We start from the raw sequence: 20,836 nt of genomic DNA, 5'->3' as shown, positions 1-20,836 counted from the left end.
ATAGCCCCTGAATTTCCTGAGTTGTTTAACAATTAAAACCTTTTAACACTATGTTTACGAATACAAAAGCATTCGGTGGGTTCTCTGTAGACGATCTTCATGAGGCAAAAATTTTTTATAGGGAGATTTTAGGGGTTGAAGTGGAGAAATTGCCCATGGGAATACTTTGTCTCAAATTCCCTGATGACAATCAAATCATGATTTACCCTAAGACCAATCATCAACCTGCCACATTTACTGTATTGAATTTTCCTGTAAAAGATGTGGAAAAAGCAGTGGATGAACTGATTGCAAAAGGTGTCGTATTTGAGCAATACCAAGATCCGATCAAAACAGATGAAAAAGGTATCTGCAGAAACTCAGGGCCCTTAATCGCCTGGTTTAAAGATCCTGCGGGAAACATTTTGTCCATTTTGGAGGACGTCTAGTATACCGCAAAAAAATCCCAAAGCAGAGGCTTTGGGATTTCATTGACTGTGGTTAGCTATTAATAATTGATATAATTGGTGATCAGCTGTAGATCAATCTTTTTGTCATTATCGGTGCTTGATGTTAAACCCCTTAATATTAAGGTAATTACCCGGTTACCTTTCAGCTCAATATCGGTTGCTGTGACCAGGGTTTCTCCGGTAGTGGAAGACTTCACCGTTAGGTCGAACGTCCCAGCTTCTATTCCTTCAAAATCACTTGCAGTTCCAAAAGCCAGGTCACTTACAAAAGCAGACTCTGTTCTGAGATTTCTAAAATAACATCTCCAGCATCAGGAGATAAGTGGACCAATCTAAGTTGGGCTTCTTCGGCTACAGGCTCTTCCCATTCATCCTGAACCAAGATTGCGTCGATCTGAGAAAGATGGTCCAAAACGAAAATAGAGTAAACACTATCCTCCTTGATGGTAAAATCCTTTTCTAAAATGGAACTCAGGGAATTGACTGAAGTAAATTTAAACGTTCTTTCTCCAGTATAGAATGGGCCATAATTAACCCCATCTGCATATCTGATTGGGTAGTTGTTGATTTTGTTCTGATTTGCATAGATATCCATTTCTGGGGCATCAGGAGAACCTTGGTACACTAAAACGTAAGCTGCAGGGGGTACAGGAATGGTTTCATCATCATCAAAGCAGCTGGTTAAAGAAACTGTAGCACCAATAAGTAAAAGGGCAAGTAATGATCTTAAATGTTTGTTAGACCAATTTTTCACTTTGTTAAGCATAATAGTAGGTTAATTAATTTTTCACAACTGTGACGTGGTCTTTCCTAGAAACGCATCAATCGTTGTGTTCTTTTTTCGATTTCTTTGAGTTTTATCCATTGATGGTTCCTTTTTGATAATTTCTGATAGGATCTTCGTATTAGTTTGGATTATGGGAATTGACCAAGTAATTTGATTTCATAAACTACGGACTTCGAAAGGTTGTTTGTTCGCTTGTAGGCAAAAAGAAAGGTTCAACTTTTCTGGAATCGACCTAAAGCGGAATTATCATTTGAAGTTTGGTTATAAATTAACAATAACACTCCCCAAAATACCTAGCCTTTAGGGTTTGGGGTGATTGATCCCAAAATAATGGCTAAGACCTTTAAGATCCTGATTTCCTACGCTGGAGTATTATTTGCCTTATTGGGTTGTAGCAACCCAGAAGATAAGATTCCCCAGCAACCGAATATCTTATTTGCGATCATGGATGATGTCACCTATATGCATATGGGGGCTTATGGAAGTGATTGGATCAATACTCCTAATTTTGACCGGGTTGCCGCTCAGGGAATACTTTTTCAGAATGCCTATACCCCAAATGCAAAATGTGGACCTTCCAGGTCAAATATTTTGACGGGCAGGAACTCCTGGCAATTGGAAGAAGCGGTCAATCATTGGGCTTATTTTCCCGTGAAGTTTAAGTCTGTTGCAGAATCCTTGGCTGAAAATGGATACCATGTTGGCTATACGGGGAAAGGTTGGGCGCCGGGGTTGCAAAACATGCAGATGGAAGTTCAAGAGATTTATTGGTACATCGGTACAATGAACTAAAGTTAACTCCGCCCACACCTCATATCAGCAATGTAGATTATGCGGCCAATTTTGAAGCTTTTTTAAAAGACAATAAAGAGGAGAACCTTTCTTTTTTGGTATGGTGGTTTAGAACCTCACAGAGGTTATGAATATGGCTCCGGTATTGCAAAGGGAGGAAAGCAGCTTAGCCAAGTGAAGGATGAGGATATTTATTCATTCTGGCCTCAGGTGGATTCTGTCAGAACGGACCTTTTGGATTATGCTTTTGAAATAGAATATTTTGACAAGCAGCTAGGAAAAATGCTGGATCAATTGGAAGCATCTGGACAGTTGGAGAATACCTTGGTCATAGTTACTTCCGATAATGGCATGGCATTCCCAAGGATCAAGGGACAGGAATATGAATATTCAAACCATTTACCTTTGGCGATGATGTGGCCTGCAGGAATTAAGTCTACGGGTAGAATTGTAGAGGACTTGGTAAGCTTTATTGATTTTGCCCCTACTTTTTTAGAATTGGCAGGGATTTCTGAAGAAAATTCAGGAATGGAAACTATTACAGGCAAGAGCTTAACGGAGATTTTATTTTCTGATAAAGAGGGGAAAATCACAGATGATAGAGGACAGGTTTTAATCGGAAAAGAGCGGCATGATGTGGGCAGACCCAATGATGCAGGATATCCGATTCGTGGGATGGTCAAAGAGGGGATGCTTTACCTGAAAAACTACAAAACCGATAGATGGCCTGTAGGTAATCCGGAGACTGGATACCTGAATACGGATGGAGGTGCTACCAAAACGGTGATTTTAAATAGTATTTATTCCCCAGATACATTTCAATTTTGGAATTGGTCATTTGGTAAAAGAAATGAAGAAGAATTGTATGATATTAAGAATGATCCCGACTGTATGAGCAATTTGGCATTGGAGGAAGAATACCAGGATATTCTCCAGAAGATGCGCATGGAAATGGTGACTGCGTTGACCGAACAAGGGGATCCTAGAATGTTTGGGAAAGGAGATGTTCTAGAAAGTTATCCTTATGCAGATCAGGGAGGAGTAAATTTTTATGAGCGCTACCTAAAGGGAGAGGATGTGAAGTATGGTTGGGTAAATCAAACTGATTTCCAGGATTTGGATAAAATTGAAACGTATCAACAGTTGAAAAATGGAAGTAATTCCATGCTTTTAGACAAAAAATAAATTTGATTATCTATAACACATGAACCTAAAATCTACTTTTCTTTTATCACTAGGGATAGGGCTGATGAGTGTCCTAGTAAGTTGTTCTTCTGGTACGGAAGCAGATGCTGAAGTGCAGCCATCCAAACCCAATATTGTGATCATCTATATGGATGATTTAGGGTATGGGGATATAGGGGCTTATGGAGCCACAGAGATCAATACCCCGACTATGGATCGCTTGGCCAATGGAGGGGTAAGGTTTACCAATGGCTACGCTTCCTCAGCCACTTGTACCCCAAGCCGTTATGCCTTACTTACGGGCACTTATCCATGGAGAAATAAAAACGCCCGTATTTTGCCGGGGACAGCACCTTTGATTATCGATACGGCACAATTGACATTGCCTAAGCTATTAAGGGAACAAGGCTATTACACAGGGATCGTCGGAAAATGGCATTTGGGCCTTGGTGATGGAATTACCAATTGGAATGAATATATTTCTCCGGGACCGAATGATGTGGGCTTTGATTACAGTTACATATTGGCTGCTACCCAGGATCGGGTTCCTACGGTATATATCCACAATGGCGAGGTAGATGGTTTGGATCCAAATGATCCTATTGAAGTGGACTATTCAAGTAATTTTGAAGGTGAGCCAACGGGGCTGGATAACCCGGAATTATTGACCATGAAATGGCATCATGGACATAACAATAGCATCGTCAATGGGATTCCCAGAATTGGTTTTATGAAAGGAGGGGAATCTGCCAAATGGAGTGATGTGGATATGGCCGATCACTTTTTGAAGAAGGCTCAGGACTATGTGAAAACCCATAAGGAAGAACCATTTTTCTTGTATTATGCGCTCCAACAGCCACATGTCCCTAGAACACCCCATCCTAGATTTGTGGGTTCCTCAGGAATGGGGCCTCGTGGAGATGTCATAGTTGAAGCAGATTGGGTACTAGGAGAGTTTATAAAAACCTTGGAAGAAGAAGGATTATTAGAAAATACATTGATAGTTTTTTCCAGCGACAATGGTCCTGTTTTGAATGATGGGTATTATGACAATGCCGTAGAGATGCTTGGAGATCATACCCCTGCGGGTCCTCTGAGAGGAGGGAAGTATAGTCTGTTTGAGGCAGGAACGAGAGTGCCGTTTTTCACCTATTGGAAAGGAACCATTCAACCGGGTGTTTCTGATGCGTTAGTTTCTCAAATTGACCTGATGACTTCTTTGGGACGCTTAGCGGGTAGTACAAAAAAAGGGGAGGATAGTGAGGATTTCCTGCATGTATTTCTGGGAAAATCAGATCAAGGAAGGGATGAGTTGATATTGGAGGCAACCAGTAGGCTGGCAATTAGAAAAGGAGACTATGTGATGATTCCTCCTCATAAAGGAGCTGCAAAAATTGAGACGGTGAATATAGAGATAGGGAATGATCCCCATATACAATTGTATGATTTGAAATCAGACATAGGTCAACAACAAAATTTGGCAGAGCAGCAACCTGATCTTGTTTCCGAGATGATACAAGACTTTGAAAGAATTACCGGGAAGAAAGTCGATGTAACGATTAATTAAGCTTTTATTCCCTACATAAGAAGGATTTGAAATGGATGAAAGTCCTTTTAAATCCTTTTTTGTTTGAATACCTTTCGGAATTATTTTAGGACTAAATTGATTGTTGATAGGTAGACTAATAGGAGATGAAAAGCGTATGAAAAATGAGCAAGGTTTGCTAGAAGGAAGCATTTTTAAATCTTTAACCATGCTAGCCTGGCCAATTATCATGGCCAACATTCTTCAAACTGCTTACCAATTAATAGATACGTTCTGGCTTGGAAGATTAGGTGCTAATGCCGTTGCCGCAGTGAGTATCAGTTTCCCGATCCTGTTTTTAGTCCTGTCTTTAGGTGCTGGGTTGACCTTGGCAGGTACCGTCATTGTTTCTCAATACAAAGGCGCTTCCAATCAAAAAATGATTGATTTTTCTGCTGGACAAACGGTGGCTTTGGTATTGTTGGTTTCCACTTTTCTAGGAGTGATTGGTTTTCTTTTTGCCAGACCCTTAATGGTACTCATAGGTGCAGGTCCAGAAATCCTAGAAGATTCAGTTTCCTATTTTCAGGTCTCGTCTTGGGGTTTTGTGTTCCTTTTTATGTTTTTTGTTTTTCAATCCTTGATGCGGGGAATCGGAAATGTGTTGCTTCCCATGTATATCGTGTTGGGCACTGTTTTTCTAAACCTGGTATTGGATCCCCTTTTTATTTTTGGTTATGGATCCATCCCCGGCTATGGGGTAGCAGGAGCAGCAGTGGCAAGTGTGATCACTCAGGGAATTTCAGCGGTAGTAGGGTTGACGATTTTGTTGGGAGGCAAGCGAGGGATAAGAATTAAGTTAAAAGATATGATTCCCCAATGGGAGTGGGTGAAGCGATTGTTTTCCTTAGGCATCCCAGCCAGTTTGGAGCAGTCTTCCAGGGCTGGAGCCATGACGGTGATGGTCATGTTGGTTACAAGCTTTGGAAGTAATGTAGTGGCTGCCTATGGAATTGGAGCCAGGATATTGAGCCTAGTCATTGTCCCTGCATTAGGTTTTGCCATCGCCACGACGACCCTTGTCGGTCAAAATATTGGAGCGGCCAAAATCAAGCGTGCTGAAAAAATAGGGGATTTAAGCAGTAAAATCGCCTTTTTGGATTGACGGGGGTAGGCTTGATATTATTTCTATTGGCAGAGCCACTGACTCGGTTTTTGTTCCCAATGATCCTCAAGTAATTCGAGAAGGGTCAAAGTTTATCAAGATAATGGCCCCAAGTTTCGGCTTGTTGGGAGTTCAACAAGTATTAAACGGATTGTTTAATGGGGCACGCTTTACACAGGCTTCCATGTTGATTTCAGTTTTCAATATGTGGATCGTGCGGTTTCCGCTGGGCTTTATCCTATCCTACCAAACAGATTTAGGTTTTGAAGGAATATGGTGGGCTTTCCCAATTTCCAACCTATTTGCAGCGATAGTGGCTTTTATCTATTATAAATCGGGACATTGGAAAGTCCGAACGCTGAGAAAACGGCATTTATGGCTTCAACAAGGAATAAATTAAGGCCCTTGGAAAGCAATACAAGGGCCTTTTGTGATTAATCCCGCTCCCAGAAGAAAGGAGGTTCAATTCCTAATGCTCTCAGATAGACATACCCTTGCCCTCTATGATGAACTTCATTTTCAATGGCATAAGCTATTAGACCATATCCAGTACTTTCATATTGACCAAAAGCGACTACCTTCTTTTGAAAAATTTCATTAGGGATATTCTTCCAAGCCCCATTGATTACTTCCGTTGCATGGTCCCAAGCTTGCAGTAAATCCTCTTTGGTTTTCAAGTCTTTTTTATCCTCATCAAGGGGTTCCCATTTGCCTGTTTCCAGCCCTTTTGCCGAAGGAGCTGCGATGGCCAACATCTCTTTTACCAAATCGGCATAGCTTCTCATTCCACCAATGCTAAATTCAAAAAGCTCCTTTTCGGGGAATTTTTCCAATGTTCTTCTGCTCAGGGTTCTATGTCCTTGCCAATGGGTTAAAAGTTGGTCTTTTGTGATGATTTGATTCATAATCTGCGTTTCCATAATGCGGTTGTTTTTTGTTGATAGGGTAAAAGTATAGGCACCTAGTGTCAGCCTTATGTCAGTAGGGTTATGAAAAAATGATTTATTTTTTGCTCATTTGATTTTCCATTCAATCAGATAGCTCCTTACCTATGAATCGAATCGATAGACTGACTGCAATTTTAACCCACCTCCAATCCAAAAGGACCATTCGTGCAGTGGAACTTGCGGAGCGCTTTGGGGTAAGTCTTAGGACCATCTACAGGGATGTCAGGGCATTGGAAGAAACAGGGGTTCCAATAATAGGAGAAGCAGGCCAGGGATATTCGCTGGTAGAGGGGTATAGACTGCCGCCGGTGATGTTTACCAAGCAAGAGGCGCTGGCATTTGTAGTGGCAGAAAAGTTGTTGGAGAAGTCAATGGATGAGGAGAATAGCCGGTTTTATAAGGAAGCATTATATAAGATCAAAGCCATTTTAAAATCTGAGGAGAAGGATCTAGTAGGAAGAGTAGATGCGCAGATACAAGTAATTGGCTCCAATTCGATTCCTACCCAAAAACAAAAAGTAAGAACTTTCAAAAAGTCCTGGAAGGAATATCGGAGCGGAAAGTTCTATTTGGGAAATATACTACTTTTGTACCCCAACAATCCTCCGAGCGAAAACTTGAACCTATAGGGATTTATCATCATTATTCACATTGGTATCTGATCGCTTATTGTCGGCTGAGAAAAGACTACAGGACTTTCCGAGTAGATCGATTTGATCAACTTATGGTATTGGAAGAGAATTTTGTCCTGGGAAAACATCCCAGTATACAGGAGTTCTTGGATCAATTGTCAGATGAGCACCAGTTGCATCAAATTATACTGATGGTTAAAAATGAAGGACTGAAATATTTACAGACCCAGAAGTATAACCTAGGTTTTGTTTCCGAAAAACAAATAGGAGATGAAACAGAGATGGTTTTTATGAACTCATCCCTGCAGTATTTTTTAAGATGTATAGTTAATATGACCGATATGGTTCGGATTGTGGAGCCTATTGAGTTGAAAGAAAATTTGAAAAAATTAATCGAGGATATAAAGAGGATTCAAGAATTCTAGCATTTTTTTATGGGGTAGTTTTCTATCTCCCTGATATTATTGGGTTTTTTACTCGTTTTCATCCTCATAATTTTTTAATTCTTTTGATTTTGGAAGAAAACACAAGTAATAAATTATTATTTGATAATTTGTACTTAAGATTTTGGGATAGGGTATTCTGATTACTCTCACCGATTTTTGAAAATTGGACGATGATTTTTTCTCATCTCTGAATTTTTCTTTGGCATCAATCCAGATTTCTACTCAAACTCTGTCCTTTCAGGAAAAAAAACACTTTAACAAAGACCATTTTTGCTATGTCAACACTGAAACTCAAGCTCAAAGGAAATGACCATTTACCGTTTATTAAAGGGGAGGATACTGGTTTTGAATATTATGGTCTGGATCAGGCATTTACTGTTTTAAGCCCTACCCGTGGCGATGTGGAGGAGCAAACCATTGAAATAGATGATGATCATATTATTGAATTTGAATTTGACGATGACAGCATTTGGGTAGGGGACAAGGAAACCCTTCGCGAAATTTTCCCAGAGCGATTCAAGCGTTCTGCTGGTGAAGACGAGCTTTTTTGCCCGATGAAATTGCCACTGAAGAGACGGATAGAGGCATCTTCAAAAAAGTGGGAATCAAACTGTTGAAGATTTTTGTGAAGAAAAAGGTGATCCGGCCCAAAATGAGGGAGTTGGCAATCAACCTGGAAAACAAACAACTGGCATTTCGTGGAAACGACTTTGAACAAGTAAAGTATGGTATTTTATGCCATTGTTTGCCGGATTTTGAATTAGAGGCAGTCAAAGAGCTGGACTCTTCCAAAAGACATTTGTTGTTTTTGCATGGTACCGGTTCGTCTACCAAGAGTTCTTTTGGAGATTTGAAAGATTCTGAAGATTGGAAGAATTACACCAGTGAATATGGGCTTAACCAAATTCTGGCTTTTCAGCATAGAACCTTGTCTACCAGTCCTCTTGAGAATGTTTTGGATTTAGTCAGTCAGCTCCCAGATGAGATTGAATTAGATTTGATCAGTCAATCCCGTGGAGGTTTGGTGTCAGATGTTTTTGCAAGATTTTGTACCGACCCGAGGGGGTTTGATACAGCAGAGTTAGGAGTTCTTGTTGACCATGATCGAGACCGTGATGTAGAAGTAATCAAGGAACTTCAATCCTTGATGGAGTCTAAAAAAATCACCATTCATAAGGTAGTTCGTGTTGCCAGCCCGGCGAACGGAACCACCCTGGCCTCCAAACGATTGAATTTATTTTTAAATGTAACCTTCAATTTGATCGGGTTGGCAACCGGGCAAGCCGGAAATCCAATATTTATCACATTCAAAGAGATGATTATGGAGGCCGTTGCTTGTAAGGATGATGTGGATGTGCTTCCTGGTTTAGAAGCCATGAATCCCAAGTCTCCATTTATCAAGGCTTTGAATTATCAAGGATCAGAGATTGTGATCCAATCTCCTTTGTATGTAGTAGGGGGTAGTAGTGAGTTGAGTTTACGATTTAAAAGTTTGGTGGTCTTAGTTGGAAAGTTCTTCTTTTTGGATAAAAACGACTTGGTAGTGGATACCGAAAGTATGAAGTGGGGGCAGTGAGAAAAGAAGGGAATGTTTCAGTTTTTATAGAAAAAGCGGTTTGATAGACCATTTTAAATACTTTTCTTCTCCCAGGACTTTGAAGGCAGTGGTGGATGCATTAGATGCGTTGGTTGACCAAGAGCCAGAAGGCTTCATCACCTTTGCACGGGCCAGCAGTAAGGAGAGAGGGGCATTTGGAATTGAGGGAGGAGATTACAAACGAGAGAAGATTTCGGGGAAAAACCAATTGTCATTCTTTTGCCGGGAATCATGGGATCCAACCTAAAGGACGAGAAAATGCTTTGGATTAATTATTTCCGATTTTTGAAAGGCGACTTGTCCAAATTAAGATATAAAGACAGCGGTAAGCAGCCTATTCAAGCAGATTCATTGATTGCTACTTCTTACGAGGCCTTAGGGAAAAATCTAGAAAAGAGCTATGAGGTGCTCACGTTTCAATTTGACTGGAGAATACCCTTAAAGGCCAGTGCTGCAAGGCTCAATGAAAAGGTTTCAGAATTATTAAAGTACAACCAGCCCATCAAGATAGTAGCCCATAGTATGGGAGGGGTATTGGTTAGAGATTTTATTTTATATCATCCCCAAACCTGGCAATCACTGAACAAGTCCATTGGATTCAAAGCGGTCTTTTTAGGTTCTCCTTTAGGTGGGTCTTATCGAATTCCTTATGTGCTTTTTGGCAAAGACAGTTTAATCCGACTGTTGGGTAAAATTGATATTAGAAATAATACCAAAGACCTGTTGTCTGTTTTTTGTGACTTTCCTGGTATACTCAATCTGTTACCGATCAACAAAAATGGAAACCATGACTTTTCAAGCAGGAGTTTTTGGGAGAAATTGAGAGCTGCCTCAGGGGATAGTTCTTGGCCAATTCCATCTAAAAAGTATTGGATGAGTTTGCCCTGCATCAAAACAAGGTCTTGAAAGAGGCTGACTCCATAGACTATAGTAATATTACTTATATAGCTGGACAAAGCAGTAAAAAGAACTTTACTGTTTCAAATTTAGAAATTGAAGATGGAGAATTGGTCTTTTATGCCACCAATGCAGGGGACGAGAGTGTGACCTGGAAATCTGGAATCCCTGATGGAATCAGAAAGGCAGGACAATATTATTACTGCAATGTGACCCATGGAGGGCTTTCGAAGGATAGTAAATTATTCGCAGCAATTGAAGACTTGTTGGTGTATGGATCTACCTCCAAATTACAAAACAGCCTTCCGGTGGTGAGAGGTGAAGAGCAAGAGTTCGCACCTAAAGAGACAGAGGTATTTGATATAAGTGAAGAGCATGTTGTCAACAGCATCCTTGGATTGGATAAGGAAGAGGAAAAGTGGAATGTAGAAGCTCCCATTCGAGTATGTGTCAGCCATGGAGATTTAAAATATGCAGACTATCCGGTGTTAGCAGGGCATTTTGAATACGATTCTATTTTGACTACTGAAAAAGCAATTGATTATCAATTGAATGGCGAGTTAAGTAGGTTGTTGAGGCTAGGTTTATACCCAGGGCCAATCGGTTCAAATCAAATTGTTTTAGCTGACAAAGATGCCGAGACAAAATTTAAAGGTGGAGTTATTGTGGGTTTGGGAGTTCCTGGCGAATTATCTGCATTTCAGTTGATGGTTTCCATTGAAAAAGGAGTGTCCAGGTATCTGACCATCAAAAATACCCCTGAAGAAGAAGTTTCAGATGAGGTAATTGGGATTTCCGTCATAGCGATCGCAAATACCTATGGGGGCTTGTCTACAGAGAGCTCCATTAGAGCGATCGTTCAAGGTGTACAGCGGGCAAACAGAAATATTAGGAACTATTATGAATCAAAAATAAAAGTTATTGAAGAAATAGAATTCATAGAGATTTTCCATGACAAAGCCTTGTCCATATTGAAATCAGTCCAGCAATTGCAAAACAGCGATAGCAGAGACTTTAACATGGTGTTCAAGGGAAAAGGGTTGAAGTCAAAATTGGGTAAAAGGTGGAGAATCCCATATGATAATTCTTCGGATTGGTGGACTAGAATTACGGTGAGGGAAGAGCTCAAAGAATCCTCTGAAATTCTCAAGATTTCGGTGGCGACGAGTGGGGCAAGTGAAAAAGTGGAAGAGGTTGAATCCAATAACAAGACCTTGGAGATTTTGCTAAGGGACATGACCTTGAATAATCAATATTCCCCGGAGATTGCAAAAACCATGTTTGAATTATTGGTTCCTTTTAGTTTCAAAGAGGAATTGAAAAGGCAAAACAATATCTCATGGGTATTGGATATTGCTTCAGCGGAATATCCTTGGGAGATGATCCAAGAGGATCTGAATGCCGTTCCGCTTTGCATCCATACAGGAATGGTCAGGCAGTTATCCACTGGGAATTTCAGGGAAAAGACCTCTAGGGTAAAAGATAAAACAGCATTGGTCATAGGTGACCCCCAATTGGATCAGTTCATGTCGCAATTGCCAGGAGCAAAGAGAGAGGCGGAAATGGTCTCGAGTTTGCTTAAAGATGCTGGATACACCACACAAAGTCTCATCAACACCAATGCTTCAGAGATTTTTTTAAAGCTTTTCTCCAAAAATCACAAAATAGTTCATTTGGCAGGCCATGGAGTTTTTAATTATGGTAGCAAAAAGGCAACTGGAATGGTGATAGGAAATGATACATTCTTAACACCAGGGCAGATTGCAGGGATGAGTGAAACAGCAGAAATGGTTTTTGTGAACTGTTGTTATCTTGGGCAAATGAATCAAGAGTCTGAGAAGGAAAGCCAACAGCGAAACAAGTTTGCAGCAAATATTGGAACCCAATTAATCAATAATGGGGCAAGGGCAGTGGTGGTAGCTGGTTGGGCGGTAGATGATTCTGCAGCATTGGAATTTGCAAGGCAGTTTTATAAGTACATGTTCTCCGGAGTGGGGTTTGGAGAGGCAGTAAAAAGGTCAAGGAAAAGGATCTATGAGGAATTTGGGAGAAGAACAAATACCTGGGGGCATTCCAATGTTATGGTGATCCATTTTATAACCTTTCTGAAGGAACCAAAGATCGCTCCGGAGGTTCAGGAGTCTTGGTAGAGGAAGAGGTGGAAATTGAATTGCAGAACCTTTTACAACAATTGGAGGCCAATCAAAACGACCATGAGTATGTGCTTGGTAGGGTAAACAAGTTGGTAGAAGCAACAGAAAAAACAGGGCTGGAAAATGATCGGATTGTAGAGCTTACTGCGGCCTTATATAATGGGCTGAATAATTATGCGAGTTCCATCACATGCTATCAAAAGCTTCTATCCTCGAATAAAGCTACCTATTCTATGAAGTCCCTTGAGCAATATGGGAATGTAAGAGCCAAGTTTGCGGTGAAGAACTTCTTGGAAGAATCGATCAGTGGACCAGAGACGATTAAGGAAATGGATGTGGTAATTGCTGATTTTGAGAACCTACTCAAATTTGGTCAAACGAGGGAGCGATTAAGTTTGATGGGAAGTACTTACAAACGAAAAATGTTTGTGCAGCAAAAGATGGGGGTCAAACAAAGTGTCAAATCCCTGAAAGAATCGATCTCCTATTATGAAAAAGCTGCTAGTATGAGTGGTTTCAAGGATCCTTATCCTTTGACAAACTGGCTTTCCCTAGAAAGGTTGGCGATGCTTTTGGAAGGAAAACCAAGTATTACCTTGATTCCACTAGAAGCTAGAAAAGCATTGGATGAACTGAAAAGTAGGTGTGAGAAAAAGCTGGAAGAAGAAAAGGATTATTGGGCCTATGCAAATCTGGCTACTATCCAATTAACCCAGCTGATTTTGGGAACCCCTAAGGTTAGCTTAGGGGAAGTCAAAAAATCTTACAATGAGGTTTGGAAGATGGCGGGAAATAAAGGACAGAAGAATGCAGAGATCGAACACTTGGAAATTCTAAGTTTGATTATTTCCAACATCAAAAAGTCGGATTCCAAAGAATTAGGAAAAGATATTGATGAATTAATGGAGCACTTGAGGGCTAGTATTTAGAAATACCAGAAATCAAAAAAGGTAAGGGATTTTCGGCTCCCAAAGCACCAACCATGGCAAAAAAGCTGATAAAACTGGTCCTAAAAATTTTATTTGAATAAAGGGAAAAATTCTTTTTACAATTATTAAAATGATGGAATGAAATAAAATTTAGATTTTCGAATACCGACATGAAATAGCATTTAACAGCTAATTGAACTGTAATTGAAATATAGCCGGTTGACAAGACAACAAATTGAACATATTTTCTCAAAGGCTTAATCGATAAAACTAAAGTTGGAGACTATTTTTCTAATAGAATAGCCATATTGGCTTCGATAAAGTGTTTGAATTTTTTTAAGTGAGTCCAAATTTTATCTTATTTTTTTCATTAGTTGGATGATTTATTTAAGATTTTGGGGTTCTTTTTCTTTAAAAACTCTCAAATAAGTAGACGTTTGGGTTTTATTAATTTAAAAGATCATCTTTTACCTTCCTTTGAAGAATGAGATGTTTTTTTTAAAAAGCTTTTTGACTATTATGAAGAAAGAGTTTTCGATGTATTTTCTTAGAAATGGAAATTTCAATAGCCATTTAAAAACTTGTTTTTTTATTCTTACTTTGTTTTTGGCAACTTTAATTTCCTGTACCCCTAAGCTTGATCAGCCAGATTTTTTCCCCAGTCGTTTGATGATCGAATCAATATTGAATTAGTTGCTTCCAGTCCGGAAATCGTAACTCCAATTGGAATTACAATTGATAAGTCGGATAAGGTTTATTTTTTAGAGTCCCATACTCATACACCGCAAAATGATTACCCTGGGCCAAAGTATGATAGAATTAAGATCGGAATAGATTCTAATGATGATTCTATACCTGATAGTTGGCAGATTTATGCAGATAGTATTTCTGATGGAATGAATCTGTTATCAGGTCCAAACAATGAAATTTTTCTAACCACAAAAAATGGTGTTTTTAGTTATTCTGATACAGACCAAGACGGGGTTTCTGATGTCAAAAAGACTCTTTTGGTAATGCCTGAGCCCGAAAATGTCTATGATCATGCTGGTATCTTGGGGTTAACCATAAAAGATAATTGGATTTATATTTCCCGCGGTAATACAGGCGGCTTAAAATGGAGAATCATTGGATCTGACGGTAGCGAATTGAATGGATATGGAGATGGTGGAAATGTCATTCGATGCAAACTCGATGGTTCCCAGCTTGAGGAAGTGGCGACAGGTTTCTGGAATCCATTTGATTTAACCTTTGATCATCTCGGTAAACTCATGCTTATAGACAATGACCCTGATAGTAGAGGCCCCAATCGATTGATTGAGATAGTAAAAGGAGGGGATTACGGCTATCAGTCTATTTATGGTGGAAGTGGCATTCATCCTTTTTGGCTTGGAATGGTGAATTGCCTGGAACCCTTCCGTTTTCTATGGGTTTGGGGGAAGCTCCTTCTGGAATAGTTGATGCGGCATTTTCTAATTTTCCTGAGGCATACTCCAATAGTTTACTTGTCAGCATCTGGGAAGAAAACAGCATTGTTTCAGTTCCATTGATCCCAGGTGAAAATAGAATTTATGGTGAACCCAAAATCCTTTTCAAGGGTGGAAATGATTTTCATCCAGTAGCATTTGCAATTAACTCTAAAGGTGATGTTTTTTTTACTGATTGGGTTAAGCGGGAATATCCAAATCATGGATATGGTAGGATTTGGAAAATATCAGGTAAGCAGAAAAACACCAGCAGGGTAATTGAGGACTTTTCCGGTAAAGGATTTCTCCAGAGGACAGAAGAACTTGGAAATGAAGAAGAGATAATAAACCAACTTTTGGTTAATGATCCATTTGATCAAGCAGTAGCTAGAGACCAACTAGCCAAAGTGATTTCAGGTGAAAAGTTAATTTCTATGCTTGAGGATCAAAATCAAGCACTCCAGTTACAAGCCTTATTGATGCTGAAAAAGACTGATTTACAGATACCTGCTTCTGTTTTAACATCTTTGTTACACCAAAATAATCCCGATCTTCTAAGGATGACCCTGATTTACATCGCCACAAAAGGTAGGGTAGACCTTAAAGGCGAACTGGAAATCCTCTTACGCCAAAATCAAATTCCTCCATACCTGTTCCCAACTTTTCTTTCCACAATCAGTCACTTAGATCCAGAATACATTCAGAAATATGTATCACAGGAGGAACCAAACAGTAGAAGTCTGAAAAGGAATTTACCTGAGGACTATGTTTTGAATTTAATCAAGGACCCAAGCATTCCCATAGCCATAAAAAACATTGCAATCCCTTTTATTGATCAACCCTCACAGCATATACCTGAATTGATTGAGCTCTTTCAGAGTGAGTCAATGGAAGTAAAAACCGGTTTGGTTAAAATCTTCAAAAGAATTCCAAACATGGAAGCGGAGAAGCTAATGGTAGGGTTAGTAGAAGATGAAAGTGCTCCGGAAGAAATCCGGTGTGAATCAATTATTGCTTTAAGTTTTCATGGAAATTCCTATTGTCAAGTAATGCTGCGGCTTTTGGCAGATGATTCTGAGTTAATTCAGGAAGCAGCCTTGAATTATTTAGTGAACTGTGAAAATGATCCAGAATTATTGGATAAAGTTGGAATTGCAGTGGAAAAAAATGAAAGACTAAAGAAAATATGGGAAAATAGGAAAGGAAAGAACCCCTGGGACATAAAGAATCAGGAACAATTAGCTAAGGAAGTGGTGTTTGGCGATCCTGTTCGTGGGAAGATGATTTTCGGTTTACAAAAGTCCCAATGCACGAATTGTCACCAAGTGGACGGATGGGGTGGTAGTTTGGGACCTGATTTATCAAATATAGGAAGTAGTAAAAATTCCGATCTTTTAATCAGTGCAATAATGAGTCCTTCTGCAGAGATATCCCCTGAATGGCAAGGATGGTATTTGACAACAGAAGATGGAAAAAAAGTCTATGGTAGACAGATCGATGTTGGCTTTAATGAAGTGGAAATCATGAATCTGAATGGGGAATTTGAGTCATTTAAGAATGTCTCCGATTTTGGTCCTTCCGATAGCTCATTAATGCCTGAAAATCTTGTTGATCATTTGACAAAGGAAGAATTCATTGACTTGGTTGCCTATTTAAAAACCTTAAAATAAAGCTATGAAAAGTTCGCATAGAAGAGATTTTATGAAGAAGACGGCTTCTTTGCTTACAGGAGCAAGTGTTGTACCGGGGATTTCCTTGGCAGAAAAAGTTTCCAAAAAGGCTGGAATATCGGATTCTGTTCTTGAAATGCCTGATAACCCATTGATCTTGTTTGATAATTTTCATTCAGGAAACAGAAGGTCTTATTCTTTGAAATCAAGGTTTGAAGCTGCTAAGTATGCCGGATTCGATGGGTTTGAATTTGTTTCAATTGATCCAGGTTCTGATGCCTGGAAAGAGGCTATGACTCTGAAAGAGGCGAGCGATTTTTCTGTGTTTGGATTGCATTGGACCACAAACACGGTGGTAGATAAATATTCAAATCAAATTGATAGTGCTATAGCCTCTATTGAAAAAGCAGTGGAAGCCTGTGCTGAAAATAAAATCAATTACATGACCTTGTCTTTAAGTGGGACTGAAGAACTATCAGGCCCAAGTATATCCGAAAGTGGATCTGCCAAAGCTGAAGAAAGACATTGGTTACGAGCCTATAAAATTATCTCAGCATTTGATTCTGCATGTGAACGTAATGGTGTGAATGGTTCCTTGTATCCTCATACCCACTGGATTTGCGATACACCTGAATCTCAAATAAAAATTTTTGAGGGTGCGCAAGTAAAAAAGATTGGACCTGCATTTTGTTCTCATCACTGGTATGCCAATAAATCTGCTGCTGGTTTGGAACAGGTTCTGGAATATCCAATAATGGAAAAGTTGAATTATGTGGTCTTGACGAATGGAAGGTTTTCTGGGGCTTATTTTCCTGCAGTCAGATTTGATGAAGGGGAAATCGATATGGCTTGGATCTTGGCAAATCTGATAAAATTCGGCTACAAAGGTCCAATTTCATCTCAGGGATGGGCAATAGGTGGAGATCCTTTTGTTTCCTGTAAATTAGTTGTTGAAACCATAAAAAACTTGAAGAAACGATTTAAGGAGCAGCCTGAATTATGGCCGCTCAGGTAATTATTGATCCCTGTTTTTTCAGCTTTAAATGATGAAAAAATTCATTGTTTGAAGATTGATTTCTAAAGCTAAAGCGTCGTACTTTTTGAATTAATAGACAGGTTTTTCTCAAAATCACTGGGGTTAACCCATCCTGCATTCATTTTTTCTCCATTCATGTATCGACTGTAAAAAGCACTATCTGCCTTATTTGAATAAGGATAGTTGTCAAATAGTTCGCCCTGACCAAACATTCTTGGATCATTTTGTTCGGTGAGTTCTTTGGTGAGTTGGTTGCTCAAACTAGATAATATATGATTGAATTCAGGTTTCAAGGCAAGGTTTTCCAAACATTCAGGATCTTTTGAAATATCATATAATTCTTCCTGCATTCTCTTTCCAAAGTTCAATTGCCAAAAAGAGCTGTTTTCTCCAGATCGTCTCAAATTTAAGATCACAGATTTAGTCGCTCCGCCATCGGTATTCAAATAACCGGTTTCAGGATTACCCGACGGCCACCTTTCTGTTTCAAAGTATTTTATATATAGATAACCATCCTTAATTATTCCTCTGATAGGGTAACCCACATCATTCGGTCTACCGACATCATGTCTTTCTTTTCCGATCAGCACATGGTTTCTGTTGGGATTGATTTGGCCTTCTTTTTCAGACTCAAATATTTCAACTAAGCTCTGTCCGGTTATTGGCTGCATAGAGGTATCTTCAATTGATAGACCTGCGGCCTCTAGAACTGTAGGAGCTATATCCAGGAAAGAAACAAAGTCTTTAATTTTTCGACCTGGTTTATTTATTCCCTTTGGCCACATAATAGCAAGAGGAAGATGATTGGAAAACTCATAGGCTTGTCCTTTTGCCCTTGGAAATGGCATGCCGTTATCTGCTGTGATTATAACGATGGTATTCTCTAATTCACCCATCTTTTCTAATTCAGCTAACATTAAACCTGCTTGCTTATCGAAGTATTCTAATTCCAATGCGTAATCCAAAAGATCTATTCTTACTGAATCATTATCTGGCCAAAATGCAGGAACTGAAGTGATTTCTTCTGGATTTTTACCTTGTGTAATGGAGGAGCCGAATTCATAGGCTCTGTGTGGCTCAATGGATCCAAACCAAAAAGAAAAAGGTTGTTTTTTGGGTTTATCGTTTAGAAAATCCTTGAAATTGGAAGCATAATCCATGTTTGAAATTTCGCTTGTAGGAGGTACAAGTTTTCGGTCATTATAGGCTTTGCCGGTAAGTTCTCTTCTTTTTCCATCCTTTGTGCCTGGGTTTCCAGGAGACCAGCCTTTTAAAGTATGCCCCGTAAAATATCCTGCATCTTTGAGGACTTCCATAAAAGAAACATACTTTTCAGGGAAATAGGGCATATGATTGCCAGCCTCCTCAAGTTGCCAAGAGTTTCTTCCCGTTAAAAATATAGCCCTTGAAGGAGCACATTTTGCATTTGGAGTATAGGCATTTAAGAAAAGTAGGCCTTCTGTAGCAACCCTATCAAAGGTGGGGGTGTTTACCCATGTCGTACCATAGGCACTCATATGGGGAAAAGACACCTCATCGGCCATTAGGATCAAAATGTTGGGCCTTGTAAAATCTGAAACTTCTTTTTCTTCACTACATGAACTTAAAATAAGCAGTAATACCCCTGAACAAATTAGGAGAAATTGAAAGAGTAATCTGGGTGAATTAACGTTTTTCATATATCTGGACGTAACCTGGAATATTTTCTTTGGTTAGAGAATCTGGTATTTTTTGTGTCTCGATCTCGAAATCATTTCCACTGAAATCCTTGAAAATTTGAGTAGATACAACGGCTTGATTAACTGGAAAAAGAGGTCCATAAGTGGAAGATTCATTCACTACTAGATTTTTTCCTACCCAGTTATTTTCCAGAATCAAATTCTTTCCAAGGAGATTCTCAGCTGTATATGGTACAGCAATAGCCAGGTCAAAACCATAGTTATCAATTGCAATATTATTTTTAACAAGGACATTCTGGAAGTTTGGTGACCTTAAATCAATTCCTCCTGTTGGAGCAGACCAGTGGTTTGGACTTCCATTTCTTACCACCGTATTATTAGATATTTCAATGTTTTTTCTAATTAGGTTTTTGCCCCAAATACCAAAATATATTCCCGATCCTCTATTATCCCGAATTAAATTGTGGTGAAAATTGACTCCATCAACCACAGAGTTCTCACCTTCTACCGAAATGACAAAGCCCCATTCATTTTCATAGGCCTCATTTTCATATAGCTCTATATTCTTCAGCTCTCCAAACCATGCATCTACATATAATGCTTGTCTTTTTACATGGTGGACAACATTGTGGTGAACTTTCCCATTTTGGCTTACCTCTTTGACATCAATTCCCTCTTTTTCACAATGATGTACTTCATTTCGGAAAATTTCAAAATTAGTAGCTCCCGCTATTGTTAAGGCCTCATGAGGTGCTTCAGATCCAAGTTTGCGCCCTTTTGTAGCCATTTCCATACGATTGGCTCCTGAAATGTCACATCCGTATACTTTGGTATGATCTGAATACCAAATCCCAATTCCAGAACCGAATGTGTTTTCCACTTTACAATTTGAAATTTCAATATTTGAAGCACCAGGCCCTCTGACAATAATACCCTGAGAATGGCTGTTTTTAACAGTAATCCCATTCAATCTGAAGTAGCTGCTATTTTTAATCAATATTACTGCATGATGATCCGTGCTTAAATGATTTCCATCTGTATCTAAAAAGTAATTCTGGCCATTCAAAACCACTGGTTGATTTTTGTAATTGCTTAAAGTAATCCACTGGTTTTCTATTCCTGATTTTTCAATTACGAGTCCTTGCTCAAGTTCAAATTCCCCAGGAAGGAGATATACTGTGTCGCCAGGAATGGCATTTTGTAAGCCTTCTTCTATTGAATGGAATGGTTGATTGAATGAACCATCTCCACCTATACCGTTTTGAGAAGAAACAAACCATCCCGTTTGATATGCCTGCAATTCATATGTTGTTAAAACTAGAATAGCAACCAAAATAAATAGGGTCAAGATAGGCCTCCATGGGGTCATATTGTTTTTAAGAGGATTCATTACATAAAGGTTTATACTTAAAGGAGGATGGAATATTTGCTTTAACCCCAACCTTATTTGAAATTTTCCAACTTATAGTATTAGTATTATTGAT

At 39.2% G+C, this 20,836-nt stretch carries 21 protein-coding genes; 17 read left to right on the top strand and 4 right to left on the bottom strand.

The genetic code is table 11. From position 1 onward, the window contains the following. Nucleotides 1–50 precede the first annotated feature (50 nt). Nucleotides 51–428 (top strand): VOC family protein, encoded by a 378-nt coding sequence (locus V8V91_RS06045; RefSeq protein WP_373399292.1) that lies wholly within the window; start codon nucleotides 51–53, stop codon nucleotides 426–428. Nucleotides 429–711: 283 nt separating this feature from the next. On the opposite strand, the gene V8V91_RS06040 is transcribed toward V8V91_RS06045, so the two are convergent. Further along, nucleotides 712–1,215: a DUF4397 domain-containing protein gene (locus V8V91_RS06040; protein WP_373399291.1), complete on the bottom strand. Its 504-nt coding sequence runs from the start codon at nucleotides 1,213–1,215 to the stop codon at nucleotides 712–714. Nucleotides 1,216–1,566: 351 nt separating this feature from the next. Between V8V91_RS06040 and V8V91_RS06035 the strand changes: the two genes are divergently transcribed. From V8V91_RS06035 to V8V91_RS06015, 5 genes are all read left to right on the top strand, one after another. Continuing rightward, complete coding sequence (locus V8V91_RS06035) at nucleotides 1,567–2,028, top strand: sulfatase-like hydrolase/transferase (protein ID WP_373399290.1); 462 nt, start codon at nucleotides 1,567–1,569, stop codon at nucleotides 2,026–2,028. 72 nt (nucleotides 2,029–2,100) lie between these two features. Further along, nucleotides 2,101–3,213 (top strand): sulfatase-like hydrolase/transferase, encoded by a 1,113-nt coding sequence (locus V8V91_RS06030; protein WP_373400631.1) that lies wholly within the window; start codon nucleotides 2,101–2,103, stop codon nucleotides 3,211–3,213. Nucleotides 3,214–3,277: 64 nt separating this feature from the next. Further along, on the top strand, nucleotides 3,278–4,780 hold the full coding sequence (locus V8V91_RS06025) for an arylsulfatase (RefSeq protein WP_373399289.1): 1,503 nt from the start codon (nucleotides 3,278–3,280) through the stop codon (nucleotides 4,778–4,780). Nucleotides 4,781–4,916: 136 nt separating this feature from the next. Further along, nucleotides 4,917–5,903, top strand: a complete 987-nt coding sequence (locus tag V8V91_RS06020; protein ID WP_373399288.1) for an MATE family efflux transporter — start codon at nucleotides 4,917–4,919, stop codon at nucleotides 5,901–5,903. A gap of 103 nt (nucleotides 5,904–6,006) precedes the next feature. Further along, nucleotides 6,007–6,303, top strand: a complete 297-nt coding sequence (locus V8V91_RS06015) for a hypothetical protein (protein WP_373399287.1) — start codon at nucleotides 6,007–6,009, stop codon at nucleotides 6,301–6,303. 34 nt (nucleotides 6,304–6,337) lie between these two features. Here the strand turns inward: V8V91_RS06015 and V8V91_RS06010 are convergent, their stop codons facing one another. Further along, nucleotides 6,338–6,823, bottom strand: a complete 486-nt coding sequence (locus V8V91_RS06010; RefSeq protein ID WP_373399286.1) for a DinB family protein — start codon at nucleotides 6,821–6,823, stop codon at nucleotides 6,338–6,340. 131 nt (nucleotides 6,824–6,954) lie between these two features. Between V8V91_RS06010 and V8V91_RS06005 the strand changes: the two genes are divergently transcribed. From V8V91_RS06005 to V8V91_RS05955, 11 genes are all read left to right on the top strand, one after another. Continuing rightward, nucleotides 6,955–7,479 (top strand): helix-turn-helix transcriptional regulator, encoded by a 525-nt coding sequence (locus V8V91_RS06005; protein ID WP_373399285.1) that lies wholly within the window; start codon nucleotides 6,955–6,957, stop codon nucleotides 7,477–7,479. After that, a complete protein-coding gene (locus V8V91_RS06000; protein WP_373400630.1) occupies nucleotides 7,389–7,907 on the top strand; it encodes a helix-turn-helix transcriptional regulator in 519 nt (172 codons plus the stop codon). Before V8V91_RS06005 ends, V8V91_RS06000 begins: the two co-directional genes overlap by 91 nt. Before the next feature lie 296 nt (nucleotides 7,908–8,203). Then, nucleotides 8,204–8,545, top strand: coding sequence for a hypothetical protein (locus V8V91_RS05995; RefSeq protein ID WP_373399284.1), 342 nt, complete (start codon nucleotides 8,204–8,206; stop codon nucleotides 8,543–8,545). Continuing rightward, on the top strand, nucleotides 8,476–9,504 hold the full coding sequence (locus V8V91_RS05990; protein WP_373399283.1) for a hypothetical protein: 1,029 nt from the start codon (nucleotides 8,476–8,478) through the stop codon (nucleotides 9,502–9,504). The genes V8V91_RS05995 and V8V91_RS05990 overlap by 70 nt, the downstream gene beginning before the upstream one ends. A gap of 79 nt (nucleotides 9,505–9,583) precedes the next feature. Further along, nucleotides 9,584–9,772 (top strand): hypothetical protein, encoded by a 189-nt coding sequence (locus V8V91_RS05985; RefSeq protein ID WP_373399282.1) that lies wholly within the window; start codon nucleotides 9,584–9,586, stop codon nucleotides 9,770–9,772. Between the two features lie 11 nt (nucleotides 9,773–9,783). Continuing rightward, on the top strand, nucleotides 9,784–10,431 hold the full coding sequence (locus tag V8V91_RS05980) for an esterase/lipase family protein (protein WP_373399281.1): 648 nt from the start codon (nucleotides 9,784–9,786) through the stop codon (nucleotides 10,429–10,431). Next, entirely contained in the window at nucleotides 10,395–12,572 is a 2,178-nt protein-coding gene (locus V8V91_RS05975) for a CHAT domain-containing protein (protein ID WP_373399280.1), read from the top strand. Before V8V91_RS05980 ends, V8V91_RS05975 begins: the two co-directional genes overlap by 37 nt. After that, on the top strand, nucleotides 12,566–13,504 hold the full coding sequence (locus tag V8V91_RS05970; protein WP_373399279.1) for a tetratricopeptide repeat-containing protein: 939 nt from the start codon (nucleotides 12,566–12,568) through the stop codon (nucleotides 13,502–13,504). The genes V8V91_RS05975 and V8V91_RS05970 overlap by 7 nt, the downstream gene beginning before the upstream one ends. 896 nt (nucleotides 13,505–14,400) lie before the next feature. Beyond that, nucleotides 14,401–14,958, top strand: a complete 558-nt coding sequence (locus V8V91_RS05965; protein ID WP_373399278.1) for a hypothetical protein — start codon at nucleotides 14,401–14,403, stop codon at nucleotides 14,956–14,958. After that, nucleotides 14,928–16,637, top strand: coding sequence for a hypothetical protein (locus tag V8V91_RS05960; protein WP_373399277.1), 1,710 nt, complete (start codon nucleotides 14,928–14,930; stop codon nucleotides 16,635–16,637). Before V8V91_RS05965 ends, V8V91_RS05960 begins: the two co-directional genes overlap by 31 nt. A 4-nt stretch (nucleotides 16,638–16,641) precedes the next feature. After that, nucleotides 16,642–17,652: a sugar phosphate isomerase/epimerase family protein gene (locus tag V8V91_RS05955; RefSeq protein WP_373399276.1), complete on the top strand. Its 1,011-nt coding sequence runs from the start codon at nucleotides 16,642–16,644 to the stop codon at nucleotides 17,650–17,652. A 68-nt stretch (nucleotides 17,653–17,720) separates the two neighbouring features. On the opposite strand, the gene V8V91_RS05950 is transcribed toward V8V91_RS05955, so the two are convergent. Continuing rightward, complete coding sequence (locus V8V91_RS05950) at nucleotides 17,721–19,352, bottom strand: sulfatase (protein ID WP_373399275.1); 1,632 nt, start codon at nucleotides 19,350–19,352, stop codon at nucleotides 17,721–17,723. Further along, nucleotides 19,339–20,742 carry a right-handed parallel beta-helix repeat-containing protein gene (locus tag V8V91_RS05945; protein ID WP_373399274.1) on the bottom strand — a complete coding sequence of 468 codons (1,404 nt, stop codon included), beginning with the start codon at nucleotides 20,740–20,742 and terminating at the stop codon, nucleotides 19,339–19,341. The genes V8V91_RS05950 and V8V91_RS05945 overlap by 14 nt, the downstream gene beginning before the upstream one ends. Between the last annotated feature and the right edge of the window lie 94 nt (nucleotides 20,743–20,836).

The organism is Algoriphagus halophilus, from assembly GCF_041729275.1.
Classification (GTDB): Bacteria; Bacteroidota; Bacteroidia; order Cytophagales; family Cyclobacteriaceae; genus Algoriphagus; species Algoriphagus halophilus_A.
The sequence above is the reverse complement of the archived record's forward strand: the minus strand, read 5'-3'. Positions and strand labels throughout refer to the sequence as shown.